Annotated in this window: 19 protein-coding genes and 1 pseudogene; 9 read left to right on the top strand and 11 right to left on the bottom strand. The window is 41.5% G+C overall.

Features of this window, described 5'->3' with window-relative positions; translation table 11 throughout:
• Positions 1 to 234: DUF4277 domain-containing protein (locus ABZA00_RS10775; RefSeq protein ID WP_372882172.1), on the bottom strand; the 234-nt coding region annotated here is incomplete at its 3' end.
• A gap of 143 nt (positions 235 to 377) precedes the next feature.
• Between ABZA00_RS10775 and ABZA00_RS10770 the strand changes: the two genes are divergently transcribed.
• Entirely contained in the window at positions 378 to 806 is a 429-nt protein-coding gene (locus ABZA00_RS10770; RefSeq protein WP_372882171.1) for a lysozyme inhibitor LprI family protein, read from the top strand.
• A gap of 337 nt (positions 807 to 1143) precedes the next feature.
• On the opposite strand, the pseudogene ABZA00_RS10765 reads toward ABZA00_RS10770, so the two are convergent.
• The 4 genes and pseudogenes from ABZA00_RS10765 to ABZA00_RS10750 form a co-directional block, all read right to left on the bottom strand.
• Positions 1144 to 1434, bottom strand: a pseudogene (locus tag ABZA00_RS10765) (DUF6398 domain-containing protein); the annotation flags it as partial.
• A gap of 829 nt (positions 1435 to 2263) precedes the next feature.
• The gene (gene ubiG, locus ABZA00_RS10760) at positions 2264 to 3028 is read right to left on the bottom strand and encodes a bifunctional 2-polyprenyl-6-hydroxyphenol methylase/3-demethylubiquinol 3-O-methyltransferase UbiG (RefSeq protein WP_372882170.1); all 765 of its coding nucleotides are present in this window, start codon (positions 3026 to 3028) and stop codon (positions 2264 to 2266) included.
• Positions 3029 to 3265: 237 nt separating this feature from the next.
• The gene (locus ABZA00_RS10755) at positions 3266 to 3736 is read right to left on the bottom strand and encodes a pyrimidine dimer DNA glycosylase/endonuclease V (RefSeq protein WP_372882169.1); all 471 of its coding nucleotides are present in this window, start codon (positions 3734 to 3736) and stop codon (positions 3266 to 3268) included.
• A 498-nt stretch (positions 3737 to 4234) separates the two neighbouring features.
• Positions 4235 to 4528, bottom strand: a complete 294-nt coding sequence (locus ABZA00_RS10750; protein ID WP_372882168.1) for an ArsR/SmtB family transcription factor — start codon at positions 4526 to 4528, stop codon at positions 4235 to 4237.
• Between the two features lie 189 nt (positions 4529 to 4717).
• Here ABZA00_RS10750 and ABZA00_RS10745 point away from each other — a divergent pair, with 189 nt between their 5' ends.
• Positions 4718 to 5749, top strand: a complete 1032-nt coding sequence (locus tag ABZA00_RS10745) for a permease (protein ID WP_372882167.1) — start codon at positions 4718 to 4720, stop codon at positions 5747 to 5749.
• Between the two features lie 1189 nt (positions 5750 to 6938).
• On the opposite strand, the gene ABZA00_RS10740 is transcribed toward ABZA00_RS10745, so the two are convergent.
• Together ABZA00_RS10740 and gcvA are read right to left on the bottom strand one after the other, a co-directional pair.
• Positions 6939 to 8177: an MFS transporter gene (locus ABZA00_RS10740; protein ID WP_372882166.1), complete on the bottom strand. Its 1239-nt coding sequence runs from the start codon at positions 8175 to 8177 to the stop codon at positions 6939 to 6941.
• Between the two features lie 134 nt (positions 8178 to 8311).
• Positions 8312 to 9235, bottom strand: a complete 924-nt coding sequence (gene gcvA, locus ABZA00_RS10735) for a transcriptional regulator GcvA (protein WP_372882165.1) — start codon at positions 9233 to 9235, stop codon at positions 8312 to 8314.
• A 278-nt stretch (positions 9236 to 9513) separates the two neighbouring features.
• Between gcvA and ABZA00_RS10730 the strand changes: the two genes are divergently transcribed.
• The 6 genes from ABZA00_RS10730 (at position 9514) to ABZA00_RS10705 (ending at position 14570) form a co-directional block, all read left to right on the top strand.
• Positions 9514 to 10287, top strand: coding sequence for an SDR family NAD(P)-dependent oxidoreductase (locus ABZA00_RS10730; RefSeq protein WP_372882164.1), 774 nt, complete (start codon positions 9514 to 9516; stop codon positions 10285 to 10287).
• A gap of 57 nt (positions 10288 to 10344) precedes the next feature.
• Positions 10345 to 10626: a hypothetical protein gene (locus ABZA00_RS10725; RefSeq protein WP_372882163.1), complete on the top strand. Its 282-nt coding sequence runs from the start codon at positions 10345 to 10347 to the stop codon at positions 10624 to 10626.
• A gap of 603 nt (positions 10627 to 11229) precedes the next feature.
• Positions 11230 to 12051: a GNAT family N-acetyltransferase gene (locus tag ABZA00_RS10720; protein WP_372882162.1), complete on the top strand. Its 822-nt coding sequence runs from the start codon at positions 11230 to 11232 to the stop codon at positions 12049 to 12051.
• Positions 12038 to 12997 carry a helix-turn-helix domain-containing protein gene (locus tag ABZA00_RS10715; protein ID WP_372882161.1) on the top strand — a complete coding sequence of 320 codons (960 nt, stop codon included), beginning with the start codon at positions 12038 to 12040 and terminating at the stop codon, positions 12995 to 12997. The genes ABZA00_RS10720 and ABZA00_RS10715 overlap by 14 nt, the downstream gene beginning before the upstream one ends.
• A gap of 73 nt (positions 12998 to 13070) precedes the next feature.
• Entirely contained in the window at positions 13071 to 14117 is a 1047-nt protein-coding gene (gene rsgA, locus ABZA00_RS10710; RefSeq protein ID WP_372882160.1) for a ribosome small subunit-dependent GTPase A, read from the top strand.
• Between the two features lie 15 nt (positions 14118 to 14132).
• The gene (locus ABZA00_RS10705; protein WP_372882159.1) at positions 14133 to 14570 is read left to right on the top strand and encodes an N-acetyltransferase; all 438 of its coding nucleotides are present in this window, start codon (positions 14133 to 14135) and stop codon (positions 14568 to 14570) included.
• A gap of 159 nt (positions 14571 to 14729) precedes the next feature.
• Here the strand turns inward: ABZA00_RS10705 and ABZA00_RS10700 are convergent, their stop codons facing one another.
• Positions 14730 to 15626, bottom strand: a complete 897-nt coding sequence (locus ABZA00_RS10700) for a LysR family transcriptional regulator (RefSeq protein WP_372882158.1) — start codon at positions 15624 to 15626, stop codon at positions 14730 to 14732.
• A 114-nt stretch (positions 15627 to 15740) separates the two neighbouring features.
• Between ABZA00_RS10700 and ABZA00_RS10695 the strand changes: the two genes are divergently transcribed.
• Complete coding sequence (locus ABZA00_RS10695; protein WP_372882157.1) at positions 15741 to 16691, top strand: oxidoreductase; 951 nt, start codon at positions 15741 to 15743, stop codon at positions 16689 to 16691.
• A 53-nt stretch (positions 16692 to 16744) separates the two neighbouring features.
• Here the strand turns inward: ABZA00_RS10695 and ABZA00_RS10690 are convergent, their stop codons facing one another.
• The 3 genes from ABZA00_RS10690 to ABZA00_RS10680 form a co-directional block, all read right to left on the bottom strand.
• Entirely contained in the window at positions 16745 to 16975 is a 231-nt protein-coding gene (locus ABZA00_RS10690) for an SHOCT domain-containing protein (protein ID WP_372882156.1), read from the bottom strand.
• 185 nt (positions 16976 to 17160) lie between these two features.
• Positions 17161 to 17658 carry a hypothetical protein gene (locus ABZA00_RS10685; protein WP_372882155.1) on the bottom strand — a complete coding sequence of 166 codons (498 nt, stop codon included), beginning with the start codon at positions 17656 to 17658 and terminating at the stop codon, positions 17161 to 17163.
• Between the two features lie 219 nt (positions 17659 to 17877).
• Positions 17878 to 18159, bottom strand: coding sequence for a hypothetical protein (locus ABZA00_RS10680; protein ID WP_372882154.1), 282 nt, complete (start codon positions 18157 to 18159; stop codon positions 17878 to 17880).
• Positions 18160 to 18232: the final 73 nt, after the last annotated feature.

Here is an 18232-nt window from a genome sequence, read left to right as displayed (position 1 = left end):
CGCAATAAGGCGATCTAATGGCTTATCTGAAAAGTACTCACTGTACATATGCAGTGTTCGACCGGTAAACCCTAACCCATTGATGATCATGGCAACAAAAAGATGGCCGAAGCCCACTTGGCGATGTTCAGATGTGCCAAGGGCCTGATCGATAATATTGGCAAGATTGATCTCTTTGCAGAATCCAGCCACTAATCCGTGGTGCTCAAGTGACTTAGTAAACGGGTAGGTCATGATTTATCTCTTTCAAAAGAGAGTAATAGATCAAAAAGAGAGATCGGGGTCAATCGTTTTTTTATTTTTTTTTCTAATATCTGAGAATTGTGAAACTCAGATCACTATTTTGTTCTGAATCTTAATAATTATTTAGGTGCGGAATGACAGGTACTAAGGAATATTCAATGATTAAGTGCTTTTTCATACTCCTAGGATTGTATTCTACAATAGCTTTGAGTAATGATGTTAACTGTAAAAATGCCGAAAACACAATGCAAATTAATTACTGTGCAGGTGTTGAACTAGAAAATGCAGAAAATGAAATGAACACATATTTTTTAAAGAGTAAGGAACATAATAACTATGATCCTGTGCTGATTAAATCTATTGAAAAAGCTCAGCAAGCATGGTCTGTATACGCAGAGGCGCATTGCAATTCCATTTATACAATGTGGCGTGAAGGTACAATTCGAGGGATAATGCATTTAAGTTGTAAAACAAATCTAACCAAGCAACGTACACATGATATCTGGTCAAATTTTCTCACGTATATGGATAGTACGCCACCTGTTTTGCCTGAACCGAAGTAAATGTAATAACGTTGGCTCCCTATAAATAGATGTGCACAAGTTGATGTATTAGTATGGTCCATAAAAATGATGCAAAACAGGCCCCTGTTAATACCGCTCTCCAGTACTTACAATAGGAAAATAATATTTTTTCTTTGCGTTGCTGAGTATTATCTAGAAGTACTATCAAACTCTTTAGCTTTTCTGACTCATTAATCATGTTATTAAGTTCTTTTTATTTTTAGGTAAATCAAGCTTATCTCTAACTCTACAAGGGTATAGATAGCTTGTTCCCTAACAGCACTTCTTCGGTGCAAACAACCATTGGAGACTGACGGTAAAGCTAAAATATAAAAATTTACAGTTGAAGCATAGTTCTTATGTCAAACAAATTCCATAGGGGGCTAAGCTGAATATCCTTCAAGCTAGATAATCTCCACTCCACACATAGTGGGTGCATATCTAATGAGTCCCGTATAGCTTTAGATTTTAAAGAACCATTGCTAGAGCTGATATTAAAATACTTGTATAAATCAGATGCACTTACATATGGACAGTTATTTTTATCAAAAAGAAAATTTACCATTCCTACCGCGTGAATTACAGCACACGCCCACGCACAGGCTTTCCCCTTAACTAAAAGACACGGTTTCTTACAACAAAAGAGTAGCCGTCACCGACCGAATCAAATTGGAATATCCATCATTTAGAAACTCACATGAATATTGTTCAGTTAAATTGGTAATCTCCTTATACCGCCCCTTCATTGCACTTGGAATACGATTTAATTTCATTTCTGTCATATACCCCCACACTAATCAGCCAATTTAATCGAAGAATGCATTTATTTTAACTCAAAGTGGTATACCATAATTATGGTAAATCTCCTCATTGTTACCATTAGCTACGTGAAACCTAGCGAACCAATCTTCATGAAATCGCAACGCTATTTTTTCCGTAAAAAGTTAAACAGCGCTTGCAACGCCCCCGTCATCAACAAAAATAACCCTGTGATAGGATTAGCAGTAATATATTCCTCCTCCGGTTAAAGCCGCTTAGACTTATACCTATCTATCGCTTCAGTTTTAGTATAAATAAAGAGTATAGGTAGAATAAACTGCCTTTTTGATTTGAGTAAGCAATACACTGTGTGGTGGCCAAGTAAAGCAGGCACTAGTGATGGTTATATTGGGAGTTTTTGAGCGTGGACGTTTCACCAGTTCAAGCTCGCAAACGGAAAAAAGAGCGTTAAAATTATACCAACTGAGGCGCTTTGATCCACAAAGTATCTTCACAATTTAAACTGTCAGTATGTGTTAGAATAATTATCTTAATTCATCACATTTCTGGTTTACAAAATAACATTCTGATATTAACCGAGATAATATTAATATAATTGAGATAAGTATGGGTGTCCCGACTTTGTTGCTCTGTAACGAATCGACAGTGATTTGAGAACACTTTCTGAGTGAATTCGCCTAGGAAGCACAAGTCACGGGTTTTATGCACGCCGTGACATAATTGACAGATAGATCCCGCTGCGAAATAGACCAGCGCCATAAAAGCGGGTTAAAAACGAAACCCTTTCTATCTAACGGCACCAGACCGGCTTTTTTGGTCATGCCGGAAAGCTCGTCAGGAGTAATAAACTTACCCCAATCATGTGTGCCAATCGGCAGCCAGCGCATTACACGTTCAGCGCCGATAATCGCCACAATATAACTTTTAGGATTTCGATTGATTGTCGAACAGATCATCAATCCTCCAGGTTTTAACAATGCCGCGCAAGCATTAAGAAAGACCTGCGGATCAGCAACATGTTCGATCACTTCCATATTGAGGATCACATCAAACTGTTCACCCTCGTCCACCAAAGCCTCGGCCATCGTATGACGATAATCAATACTTAGCCCCGCTTTCTCTGCGTGAATTTTCGCAACGGGAATATTCCGCGCAGCCGCATCTGCGCCGACCACCTCAGCTCCGAGCCGTGCCATCGGTTCGCTTAACAGACCACCACCGCATCCGATATCAAGCAATCGCAAACCCTCGAAGGGTCTTAGAGTATTGCGATCACGACCTAACTTGGCTGCTATCTGAGCAACAATATATTCCAGCCGCGTAGGGGTGAGCATATGCAGGGGTTTGAATTTTCCTGTTGGATCCCACCATTCGGCGGCCATTGCTTCAAATTTAGTAACTTCGAATTCATCAATCGTATTTCTGGATTGTGTTGCACCCATATTATCAACCTACCTTTATTGTTAATTCACCTGGTTAGGGATGAAAATATCAAAGCGTAAGATCGTCATCTTAATGCTGTTTTAATCAAAGCTGCCGATCAGATAACGCTTATTTTAAAAACTATTTTTGACTTCCGCTGTTGCAACTAAAACATTACAGGAATGAGCAGATCAAATACTTTTTCTTAAGCCGAGCTGAAGTTAATTATAAAGAAAAAAACGTTTAAGCGGCTAACATTATGGCGCTATAAACCACTTTGGTGGCGCACGTTTAGTCCATTTTGCAAATTTTCTTTTATCGCCCCGATAAAAATTTCTATAGGCCAATACCGGATCGTTAATCACTTTATAAGTATCCGGCATAGCTTGGGGGAAGGTTGTTAATCCAACGGATGAAAATGAATACTGAGATATCTGTGTTAGCACCGTTATAGATTTGTGATCTGCTTGTTTATCATATCGATATTTGTATTCTTTATTTAGTTCAAGGGTTAAATCACGCAGCCACAAAAAGTTATCAAAAGATGCTTCAGCCCATAATACCGAAGGATGATTTACATGGGTTGATTTATAAGGGGTTGAAAAACCTTTTTTATTTAATACGGTACAAAGTATCTGCACACTTTCCAGAATCATTTTAACGACGTGCTGATCACAATGATATTGTGCACACGTCTTAATATCATTATCCAGAATGAAAATATTCATTAAAGCCTCACTATCTGTTTCCTGATATTTTATTGTAATGATGAAAATATCCTTTAAGGACCCACCTTCAATGATCGCTATTGCCGTTGAGTTAAATAGGACATCGCTAAGGATGGTGTTTTGCAGCTACAAAACACAAGGCTTTTTTCACTCGATCTAAGTACATAACTTCCTCTCTCCTGAGCATTCAGCGATCAGCTCAAAGCCCGACTAATAATGAATAAAGGTTATTAAGTGATTTATATACGCGTCAAAAGGGAATAAAGATCAGCGGATTGTCTAGATTTCTTCGAGCCTCAGTGCCTTTTTCAGAGCGACTTTCTGTCCCTTATTGCAAACCATCGCTTCCTGCTTATAGTTGAGCAATGGGGAATTTGACTGCACTAAAAGGATAAAACAGCTTGTGGAGTATGTTCGGAATTGGGAATTTCCGAGCGTCACCTTATTTGATAAGAAATGTAAAAAATTCAGTTGAGGCACTTAGAGCTTCAATAAAAACTAAACTTGTTCATCTATGCAGCATTCATCCTGTAAATAACTAATCACCCCCTCTAAATTCTGAAATTCAGCAACACAATAGAGTGTACGCCCCTCTCTTCTTTGAGCAATAAGGCTAGCGGAAGCGAGGCTGGAAATATGATGAGAGAGAGTTGAATTTGGGATCCCTAACTTTTCTTGAATCTGGCCAACAGCAACCCCCTTGTAACCAGCCTTTACTACGGTTTTATATATAGAAAGACGGGTCGGATGACCAAGTTCTTTTAGTGCTTTTGCAACGCTTTCGAGATCCATCGATTACTCCTGCTCGTTTTAATTTCGATAATAATGGAAATAACTGTTTGTTTCAATCCATATTCTCACAGGCAAAGCAACCACTCGAATGGATAAATATATTTCTATTTTTATGGAAATATATATTGACCATCTCTGAAATATTATTCTATTATTCCAGAATAATCGAAATAATTATTAGGAGAAAAGATGAGTACAGAATTTATGGTGATGGCAAAAGAGACGCTGGATATGTTTGTGTTTCTAGCCACCGAGTTAATTATTTTATTTTTGGCAATCAGCTATATGGTAGGAGTGTTACAAGAGTTTATCACTCCAGATAAGATTCAGGAGATGTTAAGCTCCCGCAATGGAAAAGGCTATATCATAGCAGCACTATTAGGTTCTGTTACACCGTTCTGCTCTTGTTCAACCATCCCTTTCTTAAAAGGTTTGTTGCGAGCCAGAGCGGGTTTCGGTCCTATGATGGTATTCTTATTTGCAAGTCCACTGCTTAACCCCGTCATTATCGGCCTGTTTGTGATTACCTTTGGGGTAGAGGTTGCTATATTTTACTTTGTAGTTGCCATGATAATTTCGGTAATTGCTGGATTTATCTTGGAAAAACTTGGGTTTGAGCGTTATGTAAGATCGGAAGCTTATCAAACAGCAACCTCGGCAGGCTGCGGATCAAACTCTGTTTCTTCCTGTCCTGCGCCTGTTATGACAGAAAAAGAATCCTGTTGTGTGAAAAACGAACAGCCTAAGCTCGAAATATCCTGCTGCTCGTCTGATGGTGCGGCTACGCTAACTACCAACGAAAAATCACTAGGTCGTTGGATGAAAATTTGGCTATCTACCTGGAAAGATTTCAAACAAGTGTTCCCCTATCTGATCTTGGGTATAAGTGTGGGGGCATTTATTTATGGCTTTATCCCAACGGATCTTATTGCAAAATATGCAGGTGCCGGCAAGTGGTATGCAATTCCCGTTGCTGCCATTATTGGTATTCCTCTTTATATTAGAGCTGAAGCTGTTATTCCTTTAAGTGCGGCATTGGTTCAAAAAGGAATGGCTTTAGGCTCAGTTATGGCTTTGATTATTGGTAGTGCAGGTGCAAGCTTAACAGAAGTGATTCTGCTTAAATCAATATTCAAAAAGCAACTGATCGCAGCATTTTTAACCGTAATTTTGAGCATGGCTATTGGTGCAGGTTTTTTATATCACTATATTTGGGGCTAATAATGCGGAAGGGCTACAGACAAAGCCCTCCTTCAGCTAAAGGTTTTGTCCAAATCCAACTCAGAGGCAAATTTCAGCCAGCATAACTATTCATATTTCCTATTTAAAATAGTTATGCTGTTTTTGCATGCTTCTGGGAGTTTTTGAGCGGAGCTATTAGCGCCCGCAAACGGGAAAAAGCGAGCGTGAGGATTTTTATTAGCAGGGGAGTACATGGGGCTACCTAGAATATTTGTTCTAATGTCATGCTGTAATTTAATTTATCAGATTTTCTTTTAAAAAAGTGAGCGTGAACAAATATCGATTTAAGCACATCGTGACGACTATGAGCACAAAGCGAACATTAGCAGTGTTAGATTCATAGTCTTCTTTGTGTGTAACTCAATGACTTTAAGTACTAAATTTTTTCCATATATTTAGCCCCAATCGTCCCAGATTAACCTCTCCTCTCAATTAATATTAATAAAGAGAAAACCTCTTGCTCGTTAAAACGGGAAGATGTATACATTTATTCCTCTATATGAAAAATCACAAAACCATTGAAATACAAAATATTTATTATTTTTAGCGAACATTAATGGTTACTTTAGGCATTCTCCTATACTTGACGGTATGCCTCTACCTTTTCTCAATTGGTATTGATATGCCCAGATTGGAGTTAGCTCCACTACTTAACCAAAAAATGAGCTTATTATATAGGTGACTGAATTTTTTGATTATCTATACCAATGGCACTTTCTCTTCTTGTTGATAGCATCATCTTAATTAGTAATATCTCGGAAACCATCAAAGCGGGTACATATATAGTGAGGATTAGCCAACCGAGAACTTGCACCTGGTTCTGGTCAATAGTTCTGGATATGAATTGTTAGCGGGAAAATTCGTCAAGGATTGGCTCTCGCTTCTGGGCTTCCCACCCACAAAAATCACGCACTAAGATACCCAAGCACGACTTATATTTACCTTACTAGTGTCTCTTCTAAAAAGAAATGATAAGTTGATTGCCAATTCGAAGACTGCTGATCTTGTGCGCTAATACGACCACAGGCCAGCCTCCTCCGTGCGCTTAAAATTTAAAAAAGCGTACGGTAAAATCATAAAATCAACTAATCAAAATTAATTGGAAGAGACACTAGTTCAGCATATTTTGAACTGGCGATAACTATTGGATTGTGACCCTGCCCCCCCCTTATTTGAGCGGTTTTAATTTATATACTTGAACTCGATTAAGTTTTATTACACCTAATGTGATTACTGCCAATATAAGAGGTATAAAAGATACCCAGAGAACAATCTGCCAACCATAGATGCTCAGTATTCCACCGGATGAAAAAGAGCCAACGGCCATTAACCCAAAAATAATAAAATCATTGAGGGACTGAACTCGGTTTTTTTCTTCTGGCTTATGACATTCCAGTACCATTGCTGAAGCACCTAAAAATCCAAAATTCCAACCAATTCCTAACAAAGTCAATAGCGTCCAAAAGTGGTAGACATCCTCACCGACAAACCCAATGACAGCTGATATACCCGTAAGAATAAGACCTAATGCAGAAATACGCGTAGCACCAAAGTGTGCAATTAGTTTGCCTGTGAAAAAGCTCGGTGCGTACATGGCAATCACATGCCATTGCATTCCTAAATTAGCGGCCTCTTGGCTGTGTCCATGCATATGCATGGCTAAGGGTGCTGAGGTCATGAGAAAGTTCATAACCATATAAGAGGCGGCTCCACAAATAACGGCAGAGATAAAGCGAGGCTGAAGAGCAATCTCAGACAAATGTCGACCGTTTTCCAGCTGTTGGCTGGTAGGCATGGGAGATTTAACACCAAGCAAGATTAATCCTGAAATCGCGGCAACGGCGGCCTGGGCGAGAAAAGTGGCCGCAAACATCTTTTCCGACCAAAGATGCATTGTATGTGTCACCAATTGAGAGCCAATGACACCTGCAAAAACCCCTCCTGCCATAACCAATGACAATGCCTGTGGGCGTTTATCTGCAGGTAAACCATCTGTAGCAGCAAAACGGAAGGAAAGTGTTACTGCAGAATAAGCTCCACCGAAAAATGTAGAAACACAATACAACCAGAACGATCCAGTTAACAGGGCGACTATTGCTAAAAGCCCTGTTAGTATGCCAGAGCCTGTACCCGCCATGAATGCAGTGCGTCGGCCGTACCTTCGCGCTAGTTCACCCACAGGGAATACACAAGCAGCCATACCAACGACAAAAATAGAGATTGGCAATGTCGCGAGGAGGGGAGACGGCGCAAGCATGCTACCCACAATAGCGCCGGTTGCGAACACCACGACCGAATTGGCACCAGATAGTGCCTGAGCCAACGTTAAACGCCATAGATTGGAACGATAGGATTGTGGGCTGGAGCGTTCAGATTCTCGTAATGCAGTATGAGCTTCATTGGTCATTGTCTTTTCTTACCTGATTAGATTTTATTTATTGGAATTCGCAAACTCACATACTGAGTATTCGCAGTACTAATATAATCAGGCAGCCCCACACCGGCAAGTAAGATATTCTTTAAAACACGGATAGAAAAACTTTACCCCTTACTTTCTTGTTCAGCCTCAGAAACCATCCAGTCTCTGAAGACCCGCATGCGTGCTAGTTCAGCACACTCTGGGCGATAAACCACATAATAAGCCAGTGGAGAATCAAACTGAATTTCCGGGAATAATCGGATCAAGCGTCCGGCTGCAAGATCATCCTTTGCCATGACACTCCTCGCCAGAGCAATACCTTGTCCATCGATAGCAGACTGAAGCACCGCTGCTGAATTGTTGATTTGGATACTCTTTGCAGTGATATTCTCTGTAACTTCAGCCTTTTTTAGCCAGGCAGACCATGTTGGAAAACCAGTATGAGAATCCATGGATAGATCATGAATAAGCGTTTCACGAATCAGTTCAGAGGGCTGATGAAAACGGCGTTGTTCGCGTAATAAATTTGGGGAGCACACGGGGTAAACCTCTTCCTCCATGAGTTTTTCTGCTGTTAACCCTGGCCATTTTCCAAGGCCATATCGAACGCCGATATCTATCCGCTGAGCAGCAAAATCCACTGGTTTTAAGCTTGTATCCAGACGCACATCAGTTTCCGGACATATAGCTTGAAAGCGTTCCAGCCTCGGCAGCAACCATTTTGCAGCTAGTGCCGGGCTCACTGTCACCGTTAAAACGCCACACACTGAGCTCTCTTGTAATCGTTCTAGTCCAATCGCAAGCTTATCAAACCCAGCTCGAATATCCGGCAGTGCTTTTTCAGCCGTTTCCGTGGGAATAATGCGAATTTTTCCACTGTTCATACGATGAAATAGAGGCGCATCAAGCCATTCCTCCAATGAACGAACAAGCTGCCCAACGGCAGCTGGCGTGACATGCAGCTCCGCCGCCGCAGCCGAAAAACTCTGGTGCCTGGCACTGGCTTCAAAAGCCCGTAGTGCATTCAAATGTATTGGTAATTTCATATCGGTAAACTTTTTCTTTTTTGGTGAGACACATTATCTCGTTTGTTAATTACTTACAACTAGTGAAATATGAGCCACGTAAGAATAATGATCAATAAGGTGACTGAAGTAAGTTTTCTTTTGCAAAAGAGTTTCTTTCCATGATCTTAAACCGGCAACTGCTTTGTTCAAAACAAAGCAGCACACTGGGCTAACAAAGAGAAAGTATAATCTAGCACAACGTATTTTTTCTCAACATTAACCAAAACCGCAGCATGCGGTCAAAGAGAGATATAGACATGAATAATCAATTCGAAGGTAAAAAACTGCTGGTCATTGGTGGTACAAGCGGTATGGGATTGGCAACTGCCCGAATGATTTTAGAAGAAGGCGGGCAAGTGGTGATTGTTGGAAGTCGTGCTGAAAAAGCAAAATCTGCTCTTGAGGAGCTTTCTGCTATTGGTCCTGTTGAAGCGCTGACGGCTGACTTGATTAATGACAATGGTACACAAGAATTAATAGAAACGATTGCTGAAAAACATTCAGATGTTGACCTTCTTGTAAATGCAGCAGGTGTATTTGTTCCAAAACCATTCCTCGAACATGAGGGCACAGATTATGACAAGTATATGCAAATCAACCGCGCATTTTTCTTCATTACACAGAAAGTAGCTGCAAATATGGTCGCTAGCGGCCGTAAGGGAGCTATCGTAAATGTTGGCTCTATGTGGGCAAAACAGGCGATTGCAGCAACACCATCCTCCGCTTATTCCATGGCAAAAGCGGGGCTTCATTCTCTGACACAACATCTGGCAATTGAACTGGCATCTCATAATATCCGTGTAAATGCGGTATCACCTGCTGTTGTGCAGACTCCTATTTATGAGGGCTTTATTCCTAAAGAAGAAGTTCACGAAGCGTTACAAGGTTTTAACGGTTTTCATCCGATTGGTCGAGTTGGTGCGCCCGCGGATGTCGCTAACGTTATTACCTTCCTACTGTCTGACAAAGCGGATTGGGTAACTGGGGCTATTTGGGACGTCGATGGCGGTGTAATGGCTGGACGCAACTAATTCTAAATTGGTACTTATTCGTACTTGATTAATTTAACTCACTAAAGGAAAAATCACATGGTTTATTTACAGGTAACACTAAAAATCTCTACAGAAAATCGTTCTGACGCAGCAGGCGTTTATCAGAAATACAAAGCACCATTTCTAAATACGATTGCCGGAGCACAATCAAAAGAGCTTCTGATTCGTGATGAAGATGTGCAGGTTCTTCATGGCTTTGACAGTATAGAAAATGCAACTGCCTATTTGAATAGCGAACTGTTTAATACTGATGTTGTGGTTGAGCTGAAACCACTACTGGATACAGATCCTGACGTACGAATTTATTCTGTTGCATAACTTACCATGAGTTGCCAAGCATAATCCAAAGCCTGGCAACTCATCCATGTAATTAATTACTTTCGGAGAAGCAAAGGCACGATAATTGTTTTTTCCAAAACCACTTAAAGTTACTTTTCTGTCTGCATTGTTATTCATCTTTCTATGAAAAGGATAATGTCGTTTTCTGCATATTTTTGAGTTTTTTAGCGTGAGCGGATACACCAGCATGTTCGGAATCGCGAATTTCCAAGCGTCACCTTATTTGAGTCGAAATATAGCAAAACTCAGTTGAGGTGCTTAAATATTCATTCGAATAACTTTAGCTAAATTGCTTTTGGCCTTTAGTCATTTAACGCAGCTAATCAGTAGCAGGTCGCGCCACTGAAACTACTGTGCTTTACCTTATGGTTGGCTGCGCAGTATCGAGATGTGGTTACTTTCCGATATGGTGGATATTTACGATTTCTAAAGCTCAGAGTTCTTTTGAGAACTGTCGTTTTTATTCAATCTTTCAACCAACGTATCACATACTATTTCTGGCATCTGAAAGCGGCACATCGCCTAACAGTAAGTGTCTTGCTTTCATAATTCCCTTTACATCAACATTCAGGTAAAACAGCTATGTTAGAAATAAAACCTATCAAAACATTAGAAGAGATCAGTGAACTAAAAAAAAAGTATTTTGAACAAGCGACAGCGCCACTCGACGGTATGTGGCACTTTGGTTTTGTTCCCATGTCCGCTCATTTCGGATTTTATGAGAACGATGCTGTAGTTGGGTACTGCTGCATTAATGATGATAGCTATATGCTGCAATTCTATTTGTCTCAGACTGCTAAGACTCAGGCAAAAGAGCTGTTTACCTTGATTGCAGAGCAGAATAGCTCAGTAATCGGTTCTGTTAATGGTGCATTTGTCAGTACAGCAGAGCCCCGCTACCTATCGCTCTGTTTAGATAACTCATCTACGTTCAAAGTAAATGCCTTAATGTATCAGCAAGTTGCTCCATCCATTACAGAAAACGCTACGGGCTTGAATTTAAAGCTAGCGTGTCAGAAGCAACTGTCTGAATTTGTCGCATTCGCAGTTGATAATATTGCTGCGCCAGCGCAATGGTTATCGGGCTATTTTGGTAACCTGATAATGCGACAGGAGCTTTGGGGGTACTGGAAGAATGGTAAACTGTTGGCAACGGGGGAATGCCGCCTCTTCGATGAACATCAAACCAGTTACGCCGACTTAGGGATCATTGTAGCGGAATCAGAGCGAGGGCAAGGAGTCGCCACTCGTGTACTGGGCAGCTTAGTAAGCCTGGCAAATGAGCGTGGATTAACCCCAATCTGTTCAACAGAAAGCAGTAACCTGGGCGCACAGAAGGCAATTTACCGAGCAGGATTAGCGCCTTTAAATCGCATTATTCAAGTTGAATTTGAGCGCAAATAATCGGTTAATCGATGAAGCCTGTGCTAAAGTCTGGCATGGGCTTATTGGTGAAAATGATAACCAGCCATATAGTAATAGTAACCATCACGAATTGATTGAGAGTATTATGATCCACTGGCTAAAGCCATCAAAAGCGCCTGAAATTTCCAAATATATCGAATGTTATTGGTTTATTGAAAAGTCTGCCGAGGCCAAAAGTTACCAGTACCCCAAGTTAAATCCTGATCCATCCGCTCATCTGATCATTTCACCCGTAACACAAGCCTACCATTATGATATGAATCCTGGAACTGCTGACGGTGAAGGCAGCCATTGGCTTTTTCCTCATCATCAGACACTTCAGCTGGATCACTCAAAACCATTTGTTCATCTGGGGGTTAAGTTCCATGTTGGAGCGCTATATTCACTGAAGCCGTTCTCAGGTAAACAGCCAGTACTTGATAGTGTAGAAGAAGTCAGACTGGATAGGTTGTTTAATGAGCTTTGCGTAAGTGAGAGGCAACTGATTGAACTGGCGCGAAACAATCCTGAGCTGTGCTGCAAGCAATTGGATACCCTGCTTTTGCCATGGCTTGCAAATAGTAAAGAGGATCAGCATAGCCAAATTACACGAAAAGCCCTTCAGGCTCTGGATTCAAGTACAATTTCTGAATTGGGTAGTCAGCTTTACTGCTCGCAACGTACATTAGAAAGAAGCTTTAACAGAGTAACAGGTTTAACCCTAAAACAGTGTCAATCGATGAACAAACTTGAGGCGATGCTGGAGTATCTTCACCAACGCGATTCGAATGATATCGATTGGGTTGAGATCGCATTTCGCTTTGGCTTCAGTGATCAGCCGCACCTTATTCGCTACCTAAAGAAGCAAATTGGCTTAACACCTAAAACTTATGAAAAAGAGCGTGCGTTAACCATTGATGTTTATGGTGGTGTTAGCTCCACGTAATTTGTCGGAAAAGTTCAATTATATTGGTCGCCGTTTCACTATTATGCGCTAAACGATTAGATGGGACAGCAATATGAACAACTTAACGCCGACGCTTCAACAGCTTGGGTGGAAGCCTTTTTTCCAGCGACAACTGAGCCTGGATGAGCTAAACGATTTAACTGCTGGTCGGGTTATCGAGCAGCACCGAGGCCGCATTGTGGTAATGTCAGCAAAGGGACAACTGAGCTTACCCCTTATCTCTTTTGATGAAAGAATTTGTGTTGGCGATTGGGTACTATTTGATGACACATTGAGAATACGAAGAAGCCTGGAGCGCCAATCTTTATTCGAACGGAAAGCGCCAGGCTCAAAAGTGACAGCACAGCTTATCGCTGCCAATATTGATACTGTTATGGTTGTATGCTCTCTCAATCATGATTTTAGCCTTAACCGAATAGAGCGGTACTTAGCCATAGCACAAGAAGCTTTGGTTGAGCCTGTGGTCATCCTGACCAAAGCCGATTTATGTGAAGACACTGATAGCAAACGACTACAGGTTCAAGAACTCGATCCAATGCTTGTTGTTTACGCTATAAATGCATTGGATAGTCAGGATATCGAACTGCTTGAAAGCTACTGCGTTGAAGGCAGTACACTGGCATTCTTAGGCTCGTCTGGCGTAGGAAAATCTACACTGGTCAATGCGTTAGTCGGTTATGAGTCTCAGCAAACAGGGGGGATCAGGGAAGAAGATAGTAAAGGAAGGCATACCACTACTCACAGAGCACTTAAAGTTCTTTCTCAAGGGGGGATTCTTATGGACACCCCAGGAATGCGCGAGCTACAACTCAGTAGTTGCGAGCAGGGAGTGAACGAGACTTTCAGTGAAATTACCGCACTTGCGGATAAGTGCCGTTTCTCTGATTGTACGCATACATCAGAACCAGGTTGCGCAATACACCAAGCAATTGAAAATGGTCTCCTACCAGAAAGACGCCTGCGTAGTTACCAGAAGCTGATGCGAGAGCAAGCCCTGAGCGGAGCATCACTGGCAGAGAAAAGATCCAAAAATAAAACCTTAGGTAAACTGATAAATAGTACCCAGAACGCATCTCGACGATATAAAAAAGGCTATTAGAAATAAGAGGAAAATATGATTCGTTCATTACGCTTAGAAGATCTGGATATCGCTGTATCTATCTGGTTTTCGGCATCAATTAAAGCGCACGACTTCATTTCGGAAGAATACTGGTCTTCCCAGAAGCAGAACATGCGTGAGTTGTATCTACCCAATTGTGAATCTTGGGTTTATGAATCGGCAGGAAATGTTCTTGGCTTTATTTCTTATTACGAAGGGAGCATACCTGCTATTTTCGTTGATCCAAAGTCACAATCTCAGGGGATTGGAACACAGTTACTGGATCATCTTAAAAATAACTACAGCAAGCTAGCGCTGACCGTTTATGCTGAGAATGAAAAAACACATCAATTCTATATTCATCAAGGTTTCAGTGATGTCGGTAGATGTACCTGTGAACACACTGGGCATGAGCAATTTAAAATGTGTTGGATAAAAAATGGCTATGCGTAATTATTGCCACGATAAGCGAGTAAATAGTCAGTTCGACCACTTACTTAACGAGCGAAATTGTCCAGTTCCACGCAAATCCCCCCCCCACCGCTGACAACGGTAGTTTTTGAGCGTTGCCTTACTTTTTCTTATCCTTGGGAATTATCCAGGCGTAAAATTTCAAATAACGAGCATTTGGGTAGATTTGTCTCTAAGCAACTCCCTGAACGCTATTACTGCCGGGCTGACTTGTTTTCTGCTTGGGCAGATTAAGTGGAGCTCTACAGGCGGTGACTTGTAATCAGGTAAGAGTTGTACCAATTTCTCACTGCGTAAATCGGACAAAATATCTATCTTAGCTCTATATGCAATGCCTTTTCCGCTAATAGCCCAGCGCCTGACAATATCAGTGTCATTACTTACTTTATTGCTGCTAACTTTGATTTTGTAGCTTCTGGACTTATCCTGATACTCCCAATTGTTAAATAAGCGACCATCTCTCCTGTGTAGCAAACAGTTATGCTCGCTTAAATCCTGCGGGCACGAAGGTTCACCAAATTTGGCTATGTAAGCCGGCGATGCGCAAGTGACTCTATCCATCGTCGCGATATGAAATGAAACCATTGTTGAGTCTTCAGGCTTTCCATAACGAAGAGCGACATCAATTTGATCCAGAAAAAAGTCAGAAAGCGAGTCTCCTACAATTAGATCTATCGATACAGAAGGATGTAAGTCTGCAAATTCATCTAACCATGGCAAAACAATATTGCGACCTAAATCGGATGCGACTGACAATCGTAATTTTCCGCTGATTCTGCCTTGCATATGATGAGCAGCCATCCGGCCCTGCTCCAAACTCTCTAACGCCTGCCGGCAATGGAACAAGAACTGCTCGCCTTGTGAGGTAATGCGTAGTTGCCTCGTTGTCCTTATAAATAATTGTACATCAAGCTGTTTTTCTAATCGTCGAAGTGCGGAACTGACCGCGGGCGGCGTGATACCCAGTTGTTTCGCAGCTTCAGTTATGCTGCCTGTTTCGACTATTCGGATAAATAAATGGAGATCAGAAGTGTTCATTATTAACTTATTTTTAATAGTATTTGAATTATTAGTGTGTTTTTATTTTAGTAAAAGTTGTTCATAATGTCTTTATCATTCGTTAAACAATTTAACTCCACGAGAGGTTAAGATATGACCAATAGCGCAAATTCCGATCATTTTTTTAATCATCCATTAGAGCTTCCCTGTGGTGCTGTTATTAAAAACAGGATTGTAAAATCAGCCATGTCAGATTCACTCGCAGATGGGCAAGGTAACTCCACCGATACTCAAGCTCGACTTTATGAAAGATGGGCAGAGGACGGACTTGGTTTATCTATTATTGGCGAAGTACAGGTAGATCCCCGCTTTCCTGAAAAGCCCGGGAATCTGGTTTTAAGCCCTGATTCGGATCAAAAGGCTTTACGTGCTTTAACCTCTCGCGCCTCCATCAATGGTGCCCATATATGGCCTCAGTTAAGTCATGCCGGGGGACTTTCATATTTGCCCATAAGCGAACCGAAGGGGCCATCTGCTCTGAATATTGGTAGCTTTGAGTGTGCCGGAATGTCTGAGATTGAGGTATCACAGTTACCAGAGAAGTATGCCAGAGCAGCACTCCTGGCACAAAATGTCGGTTTCACCGGTGTGCAGATTCATGCTGGCCATGGTTTTTTACTGAGTCAGTTCTTATCACCATTATTTAATCGCCGTCAGGATCAATATGGTGGTTCAATTCAAGCACGAAGCAGAATTATAGTCGAGATAATTGCGAAAGTGCGGGCTGCCGTTGGGGCTTCATTTCCTATCGGAATTAAGATTAACTCGACGGATCAATTACAAGGAGGCTTAACACAGGAAGATGCGTTAGAAGCTATTCGTATTATTGATAGTACCTCAGTTGATTTAATCGAGATAAGTGGAGGCTCCTATTTCCCCGGCGCAAAATCTAGCTCGGATCGCGCTTCTAGTGGTCCCTATTTTGTTGAATTTGCAAAGAAAGCAATGAGTCTAACCGGGATACCTTTAGTGGTTACGGGCGGCTTTAAATTTGAACGTTCTGACGCTGCTGAGGGCACCAAGCAGAAGCCTTTTATTCTCTAACATCAATTTTCAGCCAAAGAATAAAAAGTTTGGATTCCCCGCATTTTCATTTTTCATGCTTCTAAGTCTTTTTTCTTTTGTTCGTATTCTTCTTTGTCTATTTCGCCGTTAGCGTAACGTCGTTTGATTATCTCTATCGGGGTTTCTTTTCTTTCTATCCGACCAGGTGATTGAGTAGTCATATATTTCACTAATACTACAATAACGACGATGATGATGATCCAAAAAACAATCATTCCGATACCACCACCCCATCCCATCATATCTGGATACCAGAGCATCATGTTCTTTCTCCTTGTTTTCTTATGCCACCTAAAGGAAAAGCGTAGCTAAGCCAATAGAGCGCACCGAAATTACAGTCAGGTTCTGTGCATTGATACTGTATTATTTGAATTTTTCGCACAACACCTATGCTCTCAATGAAAATCAATACGCTCCATGATAGATAAGTGAAATAAAGGGTCGCGTTTTACTTATCCCACATGTATTGCTGGTGTTGCATCATATGTTGCATCATCATCTGCTGCATGGGCACGTATTGATCCATCATGTACTGCCGCTGCTTCAATTGCTCAGGTGTGAGTTTGGAGTAATGGCCTCCCATATGTTGCCACCCCCTCATCATACCACGCCCCATTTTAGCGCCTTGCATACAGCAGCCTATTCCGCCATCTGGACTCCACATCTTTTGCATCAACTGCATATTGTTCTGCATTGTGGCCCAGTGTTCCTTAAGTAGCTTTTGTCGCTCCAAGGGATCTTGGGTTTGACGGATAATGTCCATCTGCTCCTGCATCTTCCTCATATACTCCTGCGACTGTGCCATCTGCTTGTCAAAGTCCTGCACGTTGGGCACATTCTGTTCCACTTGCCCTCCTTTATCGACGGGTTCTTCTGACTGAGCCAGAACGGGTACTCCCGAAAGCACTGCGATGGATAACACGGCTGTCAAGATTGCCTTTTTCATATTACTTCTCCTGTTTTCTGATCACACAGTACAAGCGTAGTACGGAAAATGGACATTTATAGCAAGCCTGTTCATTTCAGTTGCAGGATTCGTCGCGCTCCAATTAGCACAATTGCTCCGATAATAAAGCCAATAACTAAATCAGGATAGAAAAAGGCAGGACACCCAAACCTTTTCACAAATAAAGAAACTTAAGCGGCTAGGACTCAAAAAGAAAAACTAATAGAAACCTGCAAACGAAGACAAAGTATACCCACGAAGCCAAAGTTTATGGGTGTCCAATATTTTATCATAATCGTAGATCATTTTAGGCTTCACGCTGGCGGTAATGGTAGCGACTGCCTCTTCCCAATGTGCGCTAATCAGCAAAATGGCACTTGGTTTTTCTAGCCTGTCAGCCAGCGACTTTAAATAAGCGACCAGCTGCGCATGGCGAGGATCATTGAGCAGTGGCATCGGGCCACCGCCATGGGAAATAAAAGCGATGTTTAGGTTGTGCATATTTGCTCCAGGAAGGTTCAATGACGACAATTTATTAAATTGTGTAAGGCCCAACAGGCACTATTCCTCCTGG

This window comes from Psychromonas sp. (genome assembly GCF_041586535.1).
Classification (GTDB): Bacteria; Pseudomonadota; Gammaproteobacteria; order Enterobacterales; family Psychromonadaceae; genus Psychromonas.
Note: the sequence above shows the minus strand (reverse complement) of the source record. Positions and strands in the feature narration are given on the sequence as shown.